The sequence below is a fragment of the Pseudoduganella flava genome, assembly GCF_007830495.1.
GTDB lineage: Bacteria > Pseudomonadota > Gammaproteobacteria > Burkholderiales > Burkholderiaceae_D > Rugamonas > Rugamonas flava.
Genome location: NZ_VLKW01000012.1, coordinates 133,171 through 149,335 on the forward strand (window position 1 = coordinate 133,171; position 16,165 = coordinate 149,335).

At 67.7% G+C, this 16,165-nt stretch carries 14 protein-coding genes; 4 read left to right on the forward strand and 10 right to left on the reverse strand.

Translation table 11 applies throughout. The annotated features are described in order from the left end of the window. Window positions 1-148 precede the first annotated feature (148 nt). Window positions 149-1,954, reverse strand: coding sequence for an ABC transporter substrate-binding protein (locus tag IP92_RS25130; RefSeq protein WP_145880463.1), 1,806 nt, complete (start codon window positions 1,952-1,954; stop codon window positions 149-151). Between the two features lie 133 nt (window positions 1,955-2,087). Between IP92_RS25130 and IP92_RS25135 the strand changes: the two genes are divergently transcribed. Then, window positions 2,088-3,326 carry a spore maturation protein gene (locus IP92_RS25135; RefSeq protein WP_145880465.1) on the forward strand — a complete coding sequence of 413 codons (1,239 nt, stop codon included), beginning with the start codon at window positions 2,088-2,090 and terminating at the stop codon, window positions 3,324-3,326. A gap of 9 nt (window positions 3,327-3,335) precedes the next feature. Beyond that, window positions 3,336-4,961 (forward strand): D-alanyl-D-alanine carboxypeptidase/D-alanyl-D-alanine endopeptidase, encoded by a 1,626-nt coding sequence (gene dacB / locus IP92_RS25140; protein ID WP_145880467.1) that lies wholly within the window; start codon window positions 3,336-3,338, stop codon window positions 4,959-4,961. A gap of 6 nt (window positions 4,962-4,967) precedes the next feature. On the opposite strand, the gene IP92_RS25145 is transcribed toward dacB, so the two are convergent. The 7 genes from IP92_RS25145 to murQ all read right to left on the reverse strand — a co-directional run bounded on the left by IP92_RS25145 (window position 4,968) and on the right by murQ (window position 12,175). Further along, the gene (locus IP92_RS25145; protein WP_145880469.1) at window positions 4,968-5,579 is read right to left on the reverse strand and encodes a M15 family metallopeptidase; all 612 of its coding nucleotides are present in this window, start codon (window positions 5,577-5,579) and stop codon (window positions 4,968-4,970) included. Further along, the gene (locus IP92_RS25150; RefSeq protein WP_145880470.1) at window positions 5,576-6,469 is read right to left on the reverse strand and encodes a LysR family transcriptional regulator; all 894 of its coding nucleotides are present in this window, start codon (window positions 6,467-6,469) and stop codon (window positions 5,576-5,578) included. Before IP92_RS25150 ends, IP92_RS25145 begins: the two co-directional genes overlap by 4 nt. 21 nt (window positions 6,470-6,490) lie before the next feature. Next, on the reverse strand, window positions 6,491-7,333 hold the full coding sequence (locus tag IP92_RS25155; protein WP_145880472.1) for an N-acetylmuramoyl-L-alanine amidase: 843 nt from the start codon (window positions 7,331-7,333) through the stop codon (window positions 6,491-6,493). 17 nt (window positions 7,334-7,350) lie between these two features. After that, on the reverse strand, window positions 7,351-8,253 hold the full coding sequence (locus IP92_RS25160; RefSeq protein WP_145880474.1) for an N-acetylglucosamine kinase: 903 nt from the start codon (window positions 8,251-8,253) through the stop codon (window positions 7,351-7,353). 3 nt (window positions 8,254-8,256) lie between these two features. Further along, window positions 8,257-9,888, reverse strand: a complete 1,632-nt coding sequence (locus IP92_RS25165; RefSeq protein WP_371860979.1) for a glycoside hydrolase family 10-like protein — start codon at window positions 9,886-9,888, stop codon at window positions 8,257-8,259. A 68-nt stretch (window positions 9,889-9,956) separates the two neighbouring features. After that, window positions 9,957-11,234, reverse strand: coding sequence for an MFS transporter (locus IP92_RS25170; RefSeq protein WP_145880479.1), 1,278 nt, complete (start codon window positions 11,232-11,234; stop codon window positions 9,957-9,959). Window positions 11,235-11,293: 59 nt separating this feature from the next. Continuing rightward, complete coding sequence (gene murQ / locus IP92_RS25175; RefSeq protein ID WP_145880482.1) at window positions 11,294-12,175, reverse strand: N-acetylmuramic acid 6-phosphate etherase; 882 nt, start codon at window positions 12,173-12,175, stop codon at window positions 11,294-11,296. Window positions 12,176-12,353: 178 nt separating this feature from the next. Between murQ and IP92_RS25180 the strand changes: the two genes are divergently transcribed. Continuing rightward, complete coding sequence (locus tag IP92_RS25180) at window positions 12,354-13,322, forward strand: IS1595 family transposase (RefSeq protein ID WP_229418963.1); 969 nt, start codon at window positions 12,354-12,356, stop codon at window positions 13,320-13,322. 68 nt (window positions 13,323-13,390) lie between these two features. Here the strand turns inward: IP92_RS25180 and IP92_RS25185 are convergent, their stop codons facing one another. Further along, a complete protein-coding gene (locus tag IP92_RS25185; RefSeq protein ID WP_145880485.1) occupies window positions 13,391-14,131 on the reverse strand; it encodes a GntR family transcriptional regulator in 741 nt (246 codons plus the stop codon). Window positions 14,132-14,252: 121 nt separating this feature from the next. Between IP92_RS25185 and IP92_RS25190 the strand changes: the two genes are divergently transcribed. Then, window positions 14,253-14,669 carry a hypothetical protein gene (locus tag IP92_RS25190; RefSeq protein WP_145880487.1) on the forward strand — a complete coding sequence of 139 codons (417 nt, stop codon included), beginning with the start codon at window positions 14,253-14,255 and terminating at the stop codon, window positions 14,667-14,669. Window positions 14,670-14,771: 102 nt separating this feature from the next. On the opposite strand, the gene IP92_RS25195 is transcribed toward IP92_RS25190, so the two are convergent. Further along, complete coding sequence (locus IP92_RS25195; protein ID WP_145880490.1) at window positions 14,772-16,163, reverse strand: hypothetical protein; 1,392 nt, start codon at window positions 16,161-16,163, stop codon at window positions 14,772-14,774. Window positions 16,164-16,165 lie beyond the last annotated feature (2 nt).

Below are 16,165 nucleotides of genomic sequence, written 5' to 3' on the forward strand. Positions count from 1 at the left end.
ATGAGTTTCACGTGGCGCCAGCTGGACGGGTGGCGGCGTCGTTGCGCCGCGCTATCCCGCGCTGTCCCGATTCAGGTTAGCGCGCGAAAAAACGCGCCAGCCAATGAATATTGCAGGCCCAGCCATAACTTTTTGGAATGCTTTACCTTCAACGTGCCATTGTAGCGGCCGCGTCGCGGCCCGCTGCGTCAATGTCCAGGTAACGCCAGTTCGTGAATTCGACGGGATGGCGCTTGTAGTTTTTTAGCCACGGTTGCCGGATGTCCGCGGAGATCGGGTGCGTCAGCAGCACCCACGGGTTATAGGCGTGCAGGATGTCGGCCATCTCATTGTAGAGCCGGGTGCGCTCAGGACTGTCCGCCATGCGCCGGGCGGTCTCGTAGCGCTGGTTGTATGCCGGCAGGTTGAAGCGTGCGTAGTTGGCACGCCCGACGTTGCCACCATACAACAGTTGGTAAAAATTGTCGCCGTCCGGGAAGTCGGCCACCCAGTTCGTCTCGAACATCATCACCTTGCCCAGCCGCGAAGCCTTGATGATCTCCGTCTTCTTGTCGTTCTTGAACGCGACCTGCAGCCGCAGCGACAGGAACGTTTTGCGCCACAGCTCATCGCGCAGCCGGCCCACCATCGTCGGTTCGCTATGCATCGTCAGCAGCAGCGGCGTGCCGTCCGGCTTCGTGCGCCAGCCATCCTTGCCGATCCGGTAGCCGTGGCGGTCCAGCAGCGCACGGGCCAGCGGCAGGTTGTGGACGATGGGGCTGCGGTACGCCGGATCGTAGCCCAGCACGTTCGGCGGCAGCGGCGTCTGCGCGGGGATCGCCAGGCCCTTCTTCAGCAAGGCCACGTCCTCGGCACTGTCGTAGGCCAGCGCGATCGCGCGGCGCAGCGCCACCTTGTCGGGCGTGTAGCCGCCGATGACGGGGTCCGCCATGTTCATCCACATGTAGTACGTCTGCAGCACGGGGAACGGATCGAGCACCATGCCGCGCCGCGCCAGTTCCGGCCGCAGCACGGGGCGCTGCGACGCCGGGTCCAGCACCAGGTCGCGCATCGATTCCGGCACCTGCTCGATGTAATCGAATTCGCCGTTCAGGTAGCCCAGCATGCGCGACTGGTACTCTTCCATGATCTTCACGTCGACCCGGTCCACCAGCGGCAGCCGCTTGCCTTCCAGCGCCGCGGCCAAGGCGCTGTCACCGGGCGCCACCTGCTCGGCATGGAAGCGCGCGTGGTAATCGCGGTTGGCCAGCAGCGTGATGCGGTCGCTGCGCTTCCATTCGCCGATGACGAACGGGCCGCTGCCGACGGGATGGTTGCCCAGCTGGCTGCCATACCGCTCGGCCGCCTCGCGTGCGACGACACCGGTAGCGGGCAGCGCGAGGTAGAACGGCAGGCTGGGATCGGGCGCCTTCAGCCGCAGTTGCAAGGTATAGCGGTCCAGCGCGCGCAGGCCGGCGATGTCCGTCGCGTAGCTGAATTTGTCGCGCCAGGCCTCGTCGCCAACCAGCTTGCCCTCGAACAGGAACAGCCATGGCGACTTCAGTGCGGGGTCGTACAGGCGCTTGATCGTGTAGACGTAATCGTCGGCCGTCACCTCGCGGCGCTTGCCGTCGAAGATCGGATCGGCGGCGAACAGCATGCCGTGCTTCAAGCGGAACGTCCACGTGGTGCCGGCCGCGTCGACCTCGGGCATCGCCACCAGCGTGTTCGGACGCAGCTTCACGGGCCGCGCCAGGTAGTCGTAGCGCAGCATCGGATCGAACAGGTTTTCCAGCAGCGACAGGCTGGCCAGGTCGGATGCAACTGCTGGATCGAGCCCTGTTTCGCCGGTGGACAGCAGCGCGTGCAGCACTTTCGGTTGCGCGGCGGCGGCCACCGGGGCGGCAAGCCAGGCGGCGGCAAGCCAGGCGGCGGCAAGGAGCAGGGCGGCAAGCGTTGTGCGGAAGCGTTTCATGTGCCGTGAGCATAAAGCAGCGGGCCCGCGCACGCCAGCCTCATAACCTTCGTGCATGCCCGACCGGTATACTTTCATCGCGCGCTCTATACTTTGCCTGCACAATCGCTTTTTCCATCCGCGGCGTTCATCTATGTCTTTAAACTATATCTGGGCCGGTTTCTTCCTCGTCGGCTTCGCGGCCGCGCTGGCCCAGTGGATCTTCCTCGGCGACACGGAAATCTTCAAGAAAATCATCGACGGCACGTTTGAATCGGCGCGCAGCGGCGTGATGGACATCGCGCTGCCGCTGGCCGGCGTGATGACCCTGTGGCTGGGCATCATGAACATCGGCGAGAAGGCCGGTGCGATCGGCTGGTTCGCCAAGGTGATCTCGCCGTTCTTCTCGCGCATCTTCCCCGACGTGCCGAAAGAGCACCCCGCCACCGGCCACATGGTCATGAACTTCTCGGCCAACCTGCTGGGCCTGGACAACGCGGCGACGCCGTTCGGCCTGAAGGCGATGGAAAGCCTGCAGACGCTGAACCCGGACAAGGATACCGCCAGCAATGCGCAGATCATGTTCCTCGTGCTGCACACGTCAGGCCTCACGCTGATCCCGCTGGCGATCATGGCGCAGCGCGCGATCCTGGGCGCGGCCGACCCGTCGGACATCTTCATCCCCTGCCTGATCGCGACCTATGTCGCCACCGTGGCCGGCATCGTCGCCGTGTCGATCCGCCAGCGCATCAACCTGTTCGACGGCGTGCTGCTGTCCTGGATGGGTGGCATCACGGCGGCGATCGTCGCGATGATCTGGTATTTCACGCAATACCTGTCGAAGACCGAGATCGAGACGGTGTCGAAAGTCGTCAGCAATCTCGTGCTGATGGGCGTGATCACCGTGTTCCTCGTCGGCGCGATGCGCAAGAAGGTCAACGTGTACGAGGCGTTCATCGAAGGGGCGAAGGGCGGCATCCAGACGTCGATCACCGTAATACCCTATCTCGTCGCGATGCTGGTGGCGATCAGCGTGTTCCGCAACGCGGGCGTGTTCGGCTTCATCGTGGGCGGCTTCGAGTGGATCGTCTCGAGCCTGGGCTTCAACACGGACTTCGTGCCGGCGCTGCCGACTGCGCTGATGAAGCCCCTGTCCGGCAGCGGCTCGAAGGCGATGATGATCGATGCGATGAAGACCTACGGGCCCGATTCGTTCGTCGGCCGCCTCGCCTGCATCTTCCAGGGTTCGGCCGACACCACGTTCTACATCGTCGCGCTGTATTTCGGCTCGGTCGGCATCCGCAAGACGCGCTACGCGATCTCGTGCGGCCTGATCGCCGACTGCGCCGGCGTGCTGGCGGCGATCGGCGTCGCCTACGTCTTCTTTGGTTAAGGATCTGTCATGACACTTCGCCCGCTGCTGCTGGCCGCACTGCTGGCCGCCCTCGTTCCCTGCGGTGCCCATGCCGAGCTGCCGGCCCAGGTCGCGCAGCTGGCCCACGCGGCCGGCATTCCCGAGGAAGCGATCGGCGCACTGGTCATGCGCGGTGACACGATCCTCGTCGCCAACCAGGAAGACCAGCCGATGCTGCCCGCGTCGACGATGAAGGTCGTCACGGCCGTCGTCGCGCTGGAGGAGCTGGGTCCGGCGTTCCGCGCCCGCACCGAATTGCGCAGCAAGGGCAGCATCGTGAACGGCACGCTGAAGGGCGACCTGATCGTGCGCGGCGGCGCTGACCTGGACTTCAACGAGGACACGCTGACGCACCTGCTGGAGCGCCTGCGCGCGCAGGGCGTGCGCAAGGTCGCCGGCGACCTGGTGCTGGACCGCCAGCTGTTCCAGCCCCCCCGCGCCGACGTGGGCCTGCCGCCGTTCGACGATGCGCCCGAGGCGTACTACAACGTGATCCCGGATGCGCTGCTGCTCAACATGAACATGCTGCGCATCGACATGGAGGCGACGGGCAAGGGCGTCAAGGCGGCGGCGCTGCCGGAGCTCGACAGCGTGACGGTGCGCTCCGAGCAGAAGCTGATCGATGGCGATTGCGCGAACTGGGAAGACGGCTGGCAGCCGCCGACGCAAGTGCGCACGGGCCGCACGCTGACCGTCGTGCTGCATGGGACATTCCCGCGCGGCTGCCGGCAGACCTATGCCGTCAACGTACTCGATCGCGACGACTATGCGGACCGATTGATCCGCGCCACGTTCAAGCGCCTCGGCGGCACCATCGCCGGCCGCACCCGCACCGTGGACCTGGCCGAGCACACCTCCACGTTGACGGCCGCCGCGGTGGCCGAGGGCACGCTGGGCGGGGATGCGCCAGCGCCGCAGGCATCCGGCACCGACAGCGACGGCAGCCGCCTGCTGGCCTTCCACGCATCGCGCGCGCTGCCGGAGATCGTGCGCGACACGATGAAGGTATCCGACAACGCGTTCGCGCGCACGCTGTACCTGACGCTTGGCAGCCTGCTGCCAGACCCGGTGCTGGGCAGCCGCCCATTGCCGGCCGGCCAGCGCCTCGCGATGCTGATGGCTGCGCGGGGCCAGGGCACGCCGGGCGGCGGCGAGGAAGCGGGCATGCCGACATCGACGGCGGCGCGCGCCGAGCAGGTTGTGCGCGGCTGGTTCAAGCGCCATGACATCGACGACACCGGCATGGTGCTGGAGAACGGCGCCGGGCTGTCGCGCAACGAGCGGCTGCAGCCGGTGCAGCTGGCGGCCGTGCTGCGCGCCGCGCAGAAGTCGTTATGGGCACCCGAATTCCAGGCCAGCCTGCCGATCGTCGGCGTCGACGGCACGATGCGGCGCCGGCTGAAGGACAGCACGGCCGCGACGCGGGCGCGCATCAAGACAGGCACCTTGCGCAACGGCGTCGCCGTCGCCGGCTACGTGCCGGATGCGAACGGCGAACCGTGCATCGTCGTGGCGATCATCAATCACGACAACATGGACAACAGCGTCGGCCGCGGCATCGTCGATGCGCTGATCGACTGGACGGCAAAGAGCAGCGCGGGCGACGCGATGTAAGCGCCGTCAGAGCACGCGCATATAGCGGGCCCGCACCTCGTCGCGGTTGCCGCAGTCGAAGTGCCACCACTCGCTGTTGATGCCGACAAAGCCCGCCTGCGTCATCGCTTCGCGCAGCAGCAGCCGGTTGGCGTGCTGCTCCCGCGTCAGGCGGCCCTCGGCCAGCATCTGGCGTTCGAGTGCCGGATGCGACAGCTCCGTCATGTCGTCGAAGCCCGTGCCCATGTCCAGCTCGCGGCCATCCTCGCCGTCGATCGTCACGTCCACCGCCATGCCGTACGAATGGATCGAGCCGCGCGCCGGGTCGGCCAGGTAGATGCGCAGGTTGGTGCCGGCCAGCGCATCCCATAGCTGCTCCTGCACGCGGTGCGGCCGCAGCGCATCGAGGATCACCAGCGTGCAGCCGGGCCGGCGCTGTGCCAGCCAGGCGACGGCGCGCTCGATCGCGGCGGCCGCCTCGGCGTGCAGCCACGCGCAATCGAGCGGCGAATACAAATCGCGGCCGACGAAGTTGTCGCGCGTCGCGTAGCGCAGGTCGATGCGGATGCCGGCGATCGTCGTCAGGTGTCGGTACTCCGGGTGACCCGGCACCTGCTCGCTGGTGATGGTGGCGGTCATGGCTTGTCCAGGCAGGCGCGCGCCGCGTGGGCGATGCTGTCGGCCAGCTGGCGAGCGCCGTGCGACAGCGGCGCGTGGCCGGCCGTCAGCAGGTACAGCTGGATCGCGATCGGCGGTTCCAGCGGGCGGCGCTGGATGGCCGCCGACGACGCGGCCGTGAACGGATCGACGACGGCCATGCCGCCGCCCGCCTCGACCAGCGAGCGGGCGATCTGGTACGTCTGCACGACCGTGTGGAACACGGGTTGGACGCCCTGCGCCTCGCATGCCGAGACGACCAGCTCGCCGAGCGGGTCGTTGTCCGCGTAGCCGATCAATTCGCCCTGCAGGCCGGCCGGCGACAGCGGCGTCTTCAGCTCGTCGTCGCGCCACGTGCCGGGCGGCGCGATGACGGTCATCACGCCGTGCGCCAGCGGCTCGGCCACGATGCCGGGATGGCGCGGATCCTGCAGCGACAGCGCCAGGTCGGCCTCGCCCAGGCGCAGCATGTTGACGATCTCGCTCGTGTGGTGCGTCGCCAGTTCGCAGCGCGTCGTCGGGAAGTCGCGCCGCCACATGCTCATCGCGCGCGGCAGCACGGAGATCGCCAGCGTTGGTGTCGACACCAGCCGGATGGTTTCGACGGCACGGCTCTTCAGGCTCGCGGCCAGGCGGCGGATGCCCTGCAGGTCGCGGTTCAGCTTTTCCGTTTCGGCGAACAGGCGGTGCGCCTCCGGCTTCGGATACAGCTTGCCGCGCACCCGCTCGAACAGCGGCATGCCGAGCTGCAGTTCGCAATGCTGCAGCACTTTAGTCACGGCCGGCTGCGAGATGTGCAGCACCTGCGCGGCGCCGCTGATCGTACCGACCTGCATGATCGCGTGGAAGACTTCGATGTGGCGCAGGCGCATGGTGTCTCCCGGGGTAGTGGTTCAGGGCTTGGCGGTGTTGACGGGCTGCGGGCCGGGCGCCGATACCGGCTTGGGCGCCGTCAGCACTTCCAGGATCGCCGCGCTTTCCGCATCGGGCACGCCATCCCAGTTGGCCTGGCGGTACTTGGTCTGGAAGGCTACCAGCACATTGTGCGTGGCTTCGTCGAACACGCCGGTGTTCGGCACGGCGTAGCCATGCTGCGCGAGCTTCTTCTGGAACCACGCCGCATCCGGCACGTTGTTCTCGAACTTCGCCTGCTGCAGCGCGACCTGGTTCGCGTCCGGCCACTGGATCAGGCCTGCATCGGCGAGGCGCTTCCACGGGAACAGCGGTCCCGGGTCCTGCTTGCGCTGCGGCGCGATGTCCGAGTGGCCGAGGATGTTCTCCGGCGCCACCTGGTGGCGCGCGACGAGATCCTTCAGCAGCGGGATCAGCTGGTCGATCTGCGCATCGGAGAACGGGGCGTACTGGCGCTTGCCGTCCGGCGTCACCGTGAAGCCGGGGTTGACGATCTCGATGCCGATCGAGCTGTTGTTCAGGTTCGTGTAGTTCTTCCAGCTCGACAGGCCGGCATGCCACGCGGCGTTCTTCTCGTCGACCAGCGCATAGAACTTCGGTTGCGGCGTATCCGTCAGCAGGTAATGCGCGCTGACCTCCTTCTCCGTCAGCAGCATGATCGAGCGCTGCAGGTCCGACACCGTGTAGTGCAGCACGATGAAACGCACGCGGCTGCTCTGGCCTTTCGACGTCAGCGTACGGTCCACTTCATACGGCGTGGTCGGCGCGGTCGCGCAGCCGGCCAGCGCGGCGGCACACAGGGAAGCAAGCAGGATTTTCTTCATCGATGGTCTCTAGTGGTTCAGTCGCCGCGCGCCGCCAGCCGCGCCGCGGCGGCATGGGGACGGGCGGTGCGTTGTTCGAATGCCAGCGCGGCCGGCAGGTCGTCCCGCACGGCCTGCGCGATCAGCGGGTGCAGCCCGGCGGCGCGGCCCGCCAGCACGATCGGCCGCGGTCCGAAGCGCGCCACCAGCGCGCGGGCCAGACGCGCCAGTTCCCGGCCCGCCTGCCGCAGGATATCGTGCGCCTCGGCATCATGCTCCGCGCTGCGCGCGACAGCCAGCGCCAGCTGCCCGATCTCGCCGCGCTCGCGCGTGTAGATGAACTGGCGCGAGTACGACCAGTCGCTGCCGCCGACGTGGTCGAATACAGCATGCGCCAGCGGGGAACGCTGCCACGCGCCCGGCTCCTCGTCCTCGCGGCGCCAGATGCGGCGCATCGCTTCGCGGGCGATCCAGAAGCCGCCGCCCGCATCGTCCAGCATCACGCCGCGGCCGCCGGCGCGGTGGAACGTGCCCGCCTCGTCGATGTAGGCGGCGATCGAGCCGGTACCGGCATAGACCAGATAGCCCTGACCGGGCGCGAATGCATCCAGGTAGGCGATCTCGATATCGTTGCACAGCGCGATCGCGGCGGGCGCCACGCCGAGCAGGTCGGCCAGCCAGCCGATCAGCACGTGGCCATCGCCGCCGAAGCCCGTCAGGCCGGCCCGCACGCGTACCGGCGCGCCATGCGCGAGCACGGCGCGCGCCAGCTCCTCGAACGTGGCGCGCAGCCGTTCGCGGCCGGCCGGGCTGGCCATTTGCAGGGCGGAGGCGCCCGCAACGTGGCCTTCCGCGACGATCGCGCCGGCGGCGTCGGCAAGCGCCCAGCGCGTCTGCGTGCCGCCCGCGTCGATGCCCAGACCGGTGTCACGCGCCGCCATCGCCTACAACCTCGCGCTGGCGCGCGGGCTCTCGTTGCCGACGCGATCGACGGCCGTCACGACGACGGCGCGGGCGGGCACGCCGGCCAGGTCGGCCAGCACCACTTCGTTCTTCGTGGCCGGCGCCACCGTGAAGCGCCACTCGTCGCCGTAGCGCGCCCAGATCGCATAGCGTGCCGCGTTCTTCACGGGGCCGAGCGCCACACAGACGGCTTTACCGTCGCGCTTCACGGCCACGGTGGGCGCTTCCGGCGCCGTATCGCCCAGCCACGGCGTTGCCGGCACCAGTGCCGCGCTCTGGTAGCTCTCGGACTTCAGACGGTCGTACAGGCCGCCGCGGTTCTGCATCAGCGCCGCCATCGAGAAATGCACGTGGCCCTGGGCGGCAGGGCGGCTGCGCGTGACGTCGATCTGCTGCTGGATCTCGTCCTGCCCGAACGGCTTGCCGCTGCCGTCCGCCGTGCGGCTCGTGAATAGGCCCGGCCACACGTGGCGGCCGCGCGTGTTCTGCCCCAGCCAGTAGTCCAGCAGCACGGGATAGGCTTGCGGTGCCTGCGCGATCGGCCAGTACAGCTGCGGCGACAGGTAATCGAGCCAGCCCTTCTGCAGCCACGTTTCGGCATCCGCATACAGCTTGTCGTACTGCGAGAAGCCGGCAATGCCGGGCGGGCGGCGGTCCGGGCGGCCGATGCCGAACGGGCTGATGCCGAACTTGACCCACGCCTTCTCGCGGTGGATGCCCGTGTAGATCTGCTCGATCAACTTGTCGACGTTCTGGCGCCGCCAGGACGCGCGGTCCAGGGTGCCGCCGCCCTGCACATAACGCTGCCACGACGACTGGTCGGGAAATTCCAGTTCAGGCTTCTGCCATGCCGGCGTGTCCAGTGCGGCGGCCTCGCCGCCGGGCGCACCGGGTGCCTCGATCGGGTAAGGATAGAAGTAATCGTCGATGTGCACGCCGTCGATGTCGTAGCGGCGCACCACGTCCAGGATCACGTTCAGCGTGTGCTGCGATGCGGCTTCCTCGCCCGGGTCCATCCACAGGAATTTGCCGTACGTCTTGACGGCCTGCGGGTTGGTGTTGGCGATGTGTTCTTTTGCCAGCGGCGTGCGCGCCGCCGAGTGGCGCGCGCGGTAGGGGTTGAACCACGCGTGCAGCTCCATGCCGCGCGCGTGGGCCTGCGCGATCCAGAACTGCAGCGGATCCCACGCCGGCTGCGGCTCCTTGCCGGAGCGGCCCGTCAGGAATTCCGACCACGGCTCCAGTTTAGACGGGTAGATCGCATCCGCGCTGGGGCGCACCTGCAGCACGATCGCGTTCAGGTTCAGTGCCTTGGCGCGGTCGAGGATCGCAATCGCCTCGGCCTGCTGCTTCGCGGGCGGCAGGTTGCTGCGGCTGGGCCAGTCGATGTTGGCGACAGTGGACACCCACGCGGCGCGGAACTCGCGCGGCGCGGCGGGTGGCTGCTCGCCCGTGAAGTGCGGCGGTTCCGGATGCGGCACGGGGCCGCCCGTGCCGGCCGGCGTCTCGACAGGGCGGGTCGGCGTCGTCGAGCAGGAGCTCAGCACCGCCGCCAGGACACCGGCCGCGCCGGCAGATAGCAAAAGCCGCTTGTTACGATCGAAAGCCAACACCAGTCTCCATCAAAAATGCGGCGTTATTGTAATCGCAACCGCGCCATCCCCAGCGCGCACCACGCCGCTCACACCACCTGCCTGTCCTCGCGGCCGAAGGCCGGATCGATCTTCACCAGCGCCGTCATCGCGAACGCGGGAATCGTCGCCAGGCATGCCCAGATGAAGAAATTGCGGTAACCCAGCGTCTCCTGCAGCCAGCCGCTGGCCATCTGCGGCACCATCATGCCGAGCGCCATGAAGCCCGTGCACAGCGCGTAGTGCGCCGTCTTGTGCTCGCCCTCGGCCACCATGATCATGAACATCAGGTACGAAGCGAAACCGAAGCCGTAGCCGAACTGCTCGACCGCCAGCGCCGCCGCGATCAGGCCCACGTGCTCGGGCTGCGTTTGCGACAGGTAGATGAACACCAGGTCCGGCAGGTGCACGATGAACGCCATCGGCCACAGGCAGCGTTTCAGGCCGAAGCGGGCGATCGCCACACCGCCCAGCAGGCCGCCGACCGTCAGCGCGATGATGCCCACCGTGCCATAGACGAAGCCCACCTTTTCGTTGTCCAGCCCCAGGCCGCCCTCGGCGACGGGATCGAGCAGGAACGGCACGGCCATCTTCAACAGCTGCGATTCGCCCAGGCGGAACAGCAGCAGGAACCCGAGGATCGTGACGATGCCGTCCTTCTTGAAGAACGCGGCGAACGTCAGGAAGAATTCGGCGAACGGATTGCCGGCCAGCCGCGCCGGCGCATCCGCCAGGGGGCGCGGCAGCATGAACAGGTGCCATACGCACAGCAGCGCGAACACGACACCCAGCAGGCCGAACACGAAGGCCCACGCCAGGTGCGGGTCGCCCAGGTGCCGGATCAACACGCCGGCCAGCGCCACCAGCGCGCCCTGGCCCGTGACGTTGGCGATGCGGTAGAACGTGCTGCGCACGCCCACGTACGCGGCCTGCTCCTTTTGCGCCAGCGCCAGCATGTAGTAGCCGTCCGCCGCGATGTCGTGCGTGGCGGACGAGAAGGCCATCAGCCACAGCACCGCAAGGCTCAGCTGGAAGAACGCCGGCAGGTGCGTGGTGAACGCGACCAGCGCCAGGGCGACACCTGTGAGGCCCTGCAGCGCGATGGTCCATTGGCGCTTCGTGCCGAACATTTCGACAACGGGCGCCCACAGCGGCTTGATGACCCAGGGCAGGTACAGCCAGGAGGTGTACAGGGCGATGTCGGTGTTCGAGAAGCCGGTGTTCTTGTACATCACCACCGACAGGTTCAGGACAACGAAATAGGGTATGCCCTGGCCGAAGTAGAGGGTGGGCACCCACCACCAGGGATTGCGCTGCACTGCGTTCATTCCATCCTTTGCGACTGATTCGAGACCTGGGATGCACGCGGCGCGGCGGTTGTATCGCATCAGTCGATGAGCGCTTCGCGCACGCTGCCTCCGGAACGGGCCAGCAGCGTTTCCGCTTCCGGCACCGGCACCTTCTTCAGCAGCGCGACGATCGCCACCTTGACGTGGTAGCCGCACTGCTCCAGCGCCGCCCGCGCGGCGGCTTCGTCGGCGCCCGTGGCATGCACCGTCAGCCGCACCGTGCGCGCGTACAGCTTGGCGTTGGTGGGCTTCAAGTCTACCATCAAGTTCCCGTACACCTTGTGCAGCCGGACCATGATCGCGCTGGAAATGGTGTTCAGCACGATCTTCTGCGCGGTGCCGGCCTTCAGCCGCGTGCTGCCGGAGATGACTTCGGGACCCGTGTCGAGCGTGATGCCGCACTCGGCATCCTTCGCCAGTGCGGCGCCAGGATTGTTGGCGATGCCGATCGTCAGCACGCCGGCCTGCCGCGCCGCATGCAGTGCGCCCAGCACGTACGGCGTGCCGCCCGACGCGGCCAGCAGCAGCACGACGTCGTTGGCGGCCGGCCGCAGTGCCAGCAGGTCGCGTGCGCCCTGCTCGCGGTCGTCCTCCGCGCCTTCGACGGCAACGAACATCGCGTCCGTGCCGCCCGCCAGCAGCGCCACGGCGCGCTCGTGCGGCCACGAGAAGGTGGGAAACAGCTCGACGCTGTCCAGCACGCCCAGCCGGCCGGACGTGCCGGCGCCGACGTAGATCAGCCGCCCGCCGGCCTCGATGCGGGGCACGGCAGCTTCGATTGCGGCGGCGATCTGCGGCGCGGCGGCCCGCACGGCCTGCACGGCGTGCAACTGGTCGTCGACGAAGGCCGCGACGAGGCCGGGCACCGGATATTGGTCGAGATGAGGGTGTTCAGTGCTGGGGGTTTCGGTACTCAACATGGGTTGTCCTGTCCTGACGAACCAGTGTAATACCAAAACCGCAAGGTGACGCCATGAAAGGTGTGCGCCTGGGCATTCCCAAAAGTTATCGCGCTGTTCGCGTAAGATTGGGGAACTTCCAGGCGTCAACGCTGTCTTACCTTCTGTTGAGATAACTCATCGATAAAAGGAGGCAAGAATGGGCACGAGCGGCTTTCAGCACCTGTTCCGTGCGCTGGCGCAGCTGCCGCTGTCGGCTGACGAGATCGCTTGCCTGCGCGACTGGCTTGCCTCGCTGGAGACGCCAGGACGCTGCCTGGCGCTGATCGAACAGGCGAAGGGGCGATCTGCCTGTCCTCATTGCGGCAATGCGCGCTGTCACCGCAGCGGCAACGCCAATGGCTTGCAGCGGTATCGCTGCATCGCCTGCCGGCACAGCTTCAATGCACTGACCGGCACGCCGCTGGCGCGCCTGCGGCATCGAGACAAATGGCTCTCCTATTTCCAGTGTTTGATTGAGTCGCGCACGGTGCGCGCGGCCGCCGAACGCGTTGCGATTGCGAAGTCGACCAGCTTTCGCTGGCGGCACCGTTTCGTCGCCGCCGTGCGGCGTGAGGAGCCGCCAACACTGAAGGGCATCGTGGAAGTCGACGAAACGTATGTGCTCGAATCGCAGAAGGGCTCGCGCCATCTCGACAGGCCGCCGCGCAAGCGGGGTGGCAAGGCCACGTGCCGTGGCATCAGCGACCAGCATGAATGCATTCTCGTCGCGCGCGATCGCGGCAAGACCACGCACGCTTTTCATGCCGGCCAGGGCGAGCCGGACGCCGAGCGCCTGCTGCACTTCCTGAAACCGGTGCTGACGCGTGATGCCTTGCTGGTCAGCGACGGCGCTGCCGCGTATCCGGCCTTCGCGAAGCTGGCCGGGATCAGCCATCGGGCGATCAACGTGCGCGCCGGCGTGTACGCGCGCGGCGCCATCCACGTCAACGGCGTCAACGGCTGGCATGGCCGCTTCAAGAGCTGGCTGCGCAGATTTTGCGGTGTGGCGGGCCGCTACCTGGCCAATTACGCCGGCTGGCAAATGGTGCTCGACGCGGCGGCACTGACGATCCCCGAACACTGGCTGCGGGCGGCGGTTGCCCCCCGGCAGCAGGAGCGACCGTAATGTCTGCGAGAAGTTTCGTTCCGGGGTGAAAGCTCAGCTAATGCGAACAGCGCGAAAGTTATCGGATCTTAGCTGCGCCGCATCTCGGCGACAAAGTCGTAATGGTCGCTGCGGCAGTACGAGTGCGTCAGCTCGACCGCGGTGCCGTTCTCCAGGTAGGCGATGCGGGTGATGAACAGGACGGCCTGGCCTTCCGGCACGTCCAGCTGGCGCGCCAGCTCGGCGGACGCGTTCATCGCGCGGATGTGCTGCAGCGCGCGCACCGGCGCCTTGCCGGCACGCTCCAGGTAGCGGTACAGCGAATCGCCGACGGCCGCCGGGTCCGGCACGACGGTGGCCGGCAGCACGCTCACTTCGTAGGCCATCGCCACGTCGTCCGCCAGGCGCAGGCGCTCGAGCCGGGCCACCTTCGTGTTCGGCGACAGGCCGAGGCTCATCTGCTCGTCCGCGCTGGCCACGACGATATCGCGCTTGAGCCAGCGCGAGCCGGGCCGGTAGCCGCGTTGCTGCAACTGCTCGGAAAAGCTCGAGAGGTTCGACAGCGGCTGTTCGATACGCGGCGCGATGTAATTGCCGGAGCCGCGCTTGCGCACGACGAGGCCCTGTTCGACCAGCTGGTCGATCGCCTTGCGCGCCGTGACGCGCGACACGTTCAACTGCTCGGACAGGGCGCGTTCCGACGGCAACGCCTGGTCCACCTGGTAGCGGCCCGCGCGCACGTCCTCGATCAGCTTGCGGGCGATCTGCATGTACAGCGGGGACGAGTCGCTCTTCTGCTGCGCGGCGGTTTCCTGGTCTTGCACGGTCATTACAATTCTCCTATACCTTGTAGTGTAACGGCGACGGAGAATGCACGCATAAAACGCCCCGCATGAAAAAAAGCGGGCCCCGCATAACGGCAGCTCATGCCGACCAGCCAAGAGGTAGAAAATGCAGCTCTCCCGCACCGTTGCCGCAGCCGTGCTGGCCGCCGGCATCGCCTGTTCCGGCGCCGCCAGCGCAGCGGCCGATCCCAGTCACTACCTGCTGACGTACACGGTCATCGAGAAGTTCAAGGCGTTCGAGAAGGACACGCGCAAGGACGCCCACAACGACGAGGCGCTCGACCCGCGCGACGCGGACGACCTGATCCGCAAGCTCGACAAGGACCCGGCCGCGAAGGCGGCGCTGGCGAAGCACGGCCTGTCCACGCGCGAATTCGCGCTGGCCACGTTCGCGATGCTGCACGCCGGCTTCTTCGTGGCGATGGAGGGAGCGATGGACAAGAAGAAGGCCGCCGAGGCATTCGCCGGCTACACGCAGGAACAGCGCGCCAACATCGAGATGGTGCGCGAGATGCACAAGTAGCGAGGCAAACGCGGCGCCGAGTTCCACCCGGTGCCGCTGCTTGCCAGCCGTTTGCTGGTCTGGTTTGCTGAACTGGATTGCTGAACGATTCAGCGCGGCGGTTCAGTCGGCAGCCGTCTCGCGCACGTAGCCGTCCGCCGTCAGCAGTGCCGGGTCGGCATCCGCCGAGTGCGTGCCGGGCGCGTTCTCGAAGCCGCCCAGCAGCCAGCGGGCGTTCCAGGCGGCGAGCGAGCGCACCTGATTGCCGCGTGGTCCTGCGACCAGCGCGATGCGGGACACCGCAGTCCCCTGCGGGTCCACCCGTGCCAGCAGCGGCGCGCTCGCCTCCGAGACGCTTTCGCCACTCGGGTTCTGCATATAGCCCGTGCTCCCGGCGATAAGCACGCGGCCATCGGACAGCTGCGCCACATCGAAGATCACGTCGCCGCGGTCCACGTCCACGCGGCGGTAGGACAGCGGCTGGCCCGGCCCCGGGCGCACGCGCGCGAGCCAGCCGTCCCAGCCCGTGCCGTCGGACAGCCTGGCCGTGCGCACCCGGCCGGCCAGCAGCACCGTGTCGCCGCTCCAGCGCAATGCGTGCAATTCGGATTTCTCGCCCGTGTCGATCGGCACGGTGCCGAGACGTTGACCGTCCGCGCTGAGCGCAGTCACCAGCACGCCGTTCGTGAAGCCCGCCGGCAGCGCTTCGCCGAACTGCCGGGTATGGCCCTCGGGCAGTTCGGAGCGTTCCATCGCGGTTGCCGCCGCGACGATGACGCGGCCCTGGGCATCCGCATCAAGAAACACCTGCCAGTGGTTTTCCAGTCCGTCAAACGGATCGTGGCTGCCGCTTCTGATCAAGTCGGCGCTCAGGTACACGCCCGGCTCGACCAGCGTGCGCCAGCGCGGGCGGTAGCCGGCATCGAGGCGGTAGGCCAGCACCGCGTTGGCGCCGGAACGCAGCGCCAAGGCGATCTCCTCGCCGACCGGGGCAACGCGGGCGGCATCGCGCGTCTTCCATGGCGACAGCGCGCGGCGGTCGCGGATCGACCCGGGCTGGCCGAAGTAAGGATCGTTGGCCACTTGCGGGTCGTCGAACGGTACCTGGGCAAGCAGCTGGCCGTTGCGGTCCAGGCGCACGAAGCGCAGCGTGGCGCCGTCGGCCAGCACGGCCGTGATCTCGCGGAAGGGATGCAGCGCGAAGTCGACCAGGCTCCAGCCTGCGGGCGGTTGCCAGATGATCGGCGCGGCACCGGTGGCGATGCGCAGGTGCCGCTCGGGCACGACGATATCAGTCAGGCGCCGCGGCGTTTCCACCAGCGCGACCCAGGTACCGGCGACGGCACGCACCTTCACGGTCGCCAGCTTCGGGAACGCGGCGGACACGGGTTGTTCCGGCGCAGGGGCCGGCGTCGGACGGTCGCCGCCGGGGGCCGACGTGCCGCCGCCACCGCCGCCGCATGCGGCGAGCACGGACAGCAGCGCCGAGGGGAGTATGCGCAGAAGGGGCCGCATCG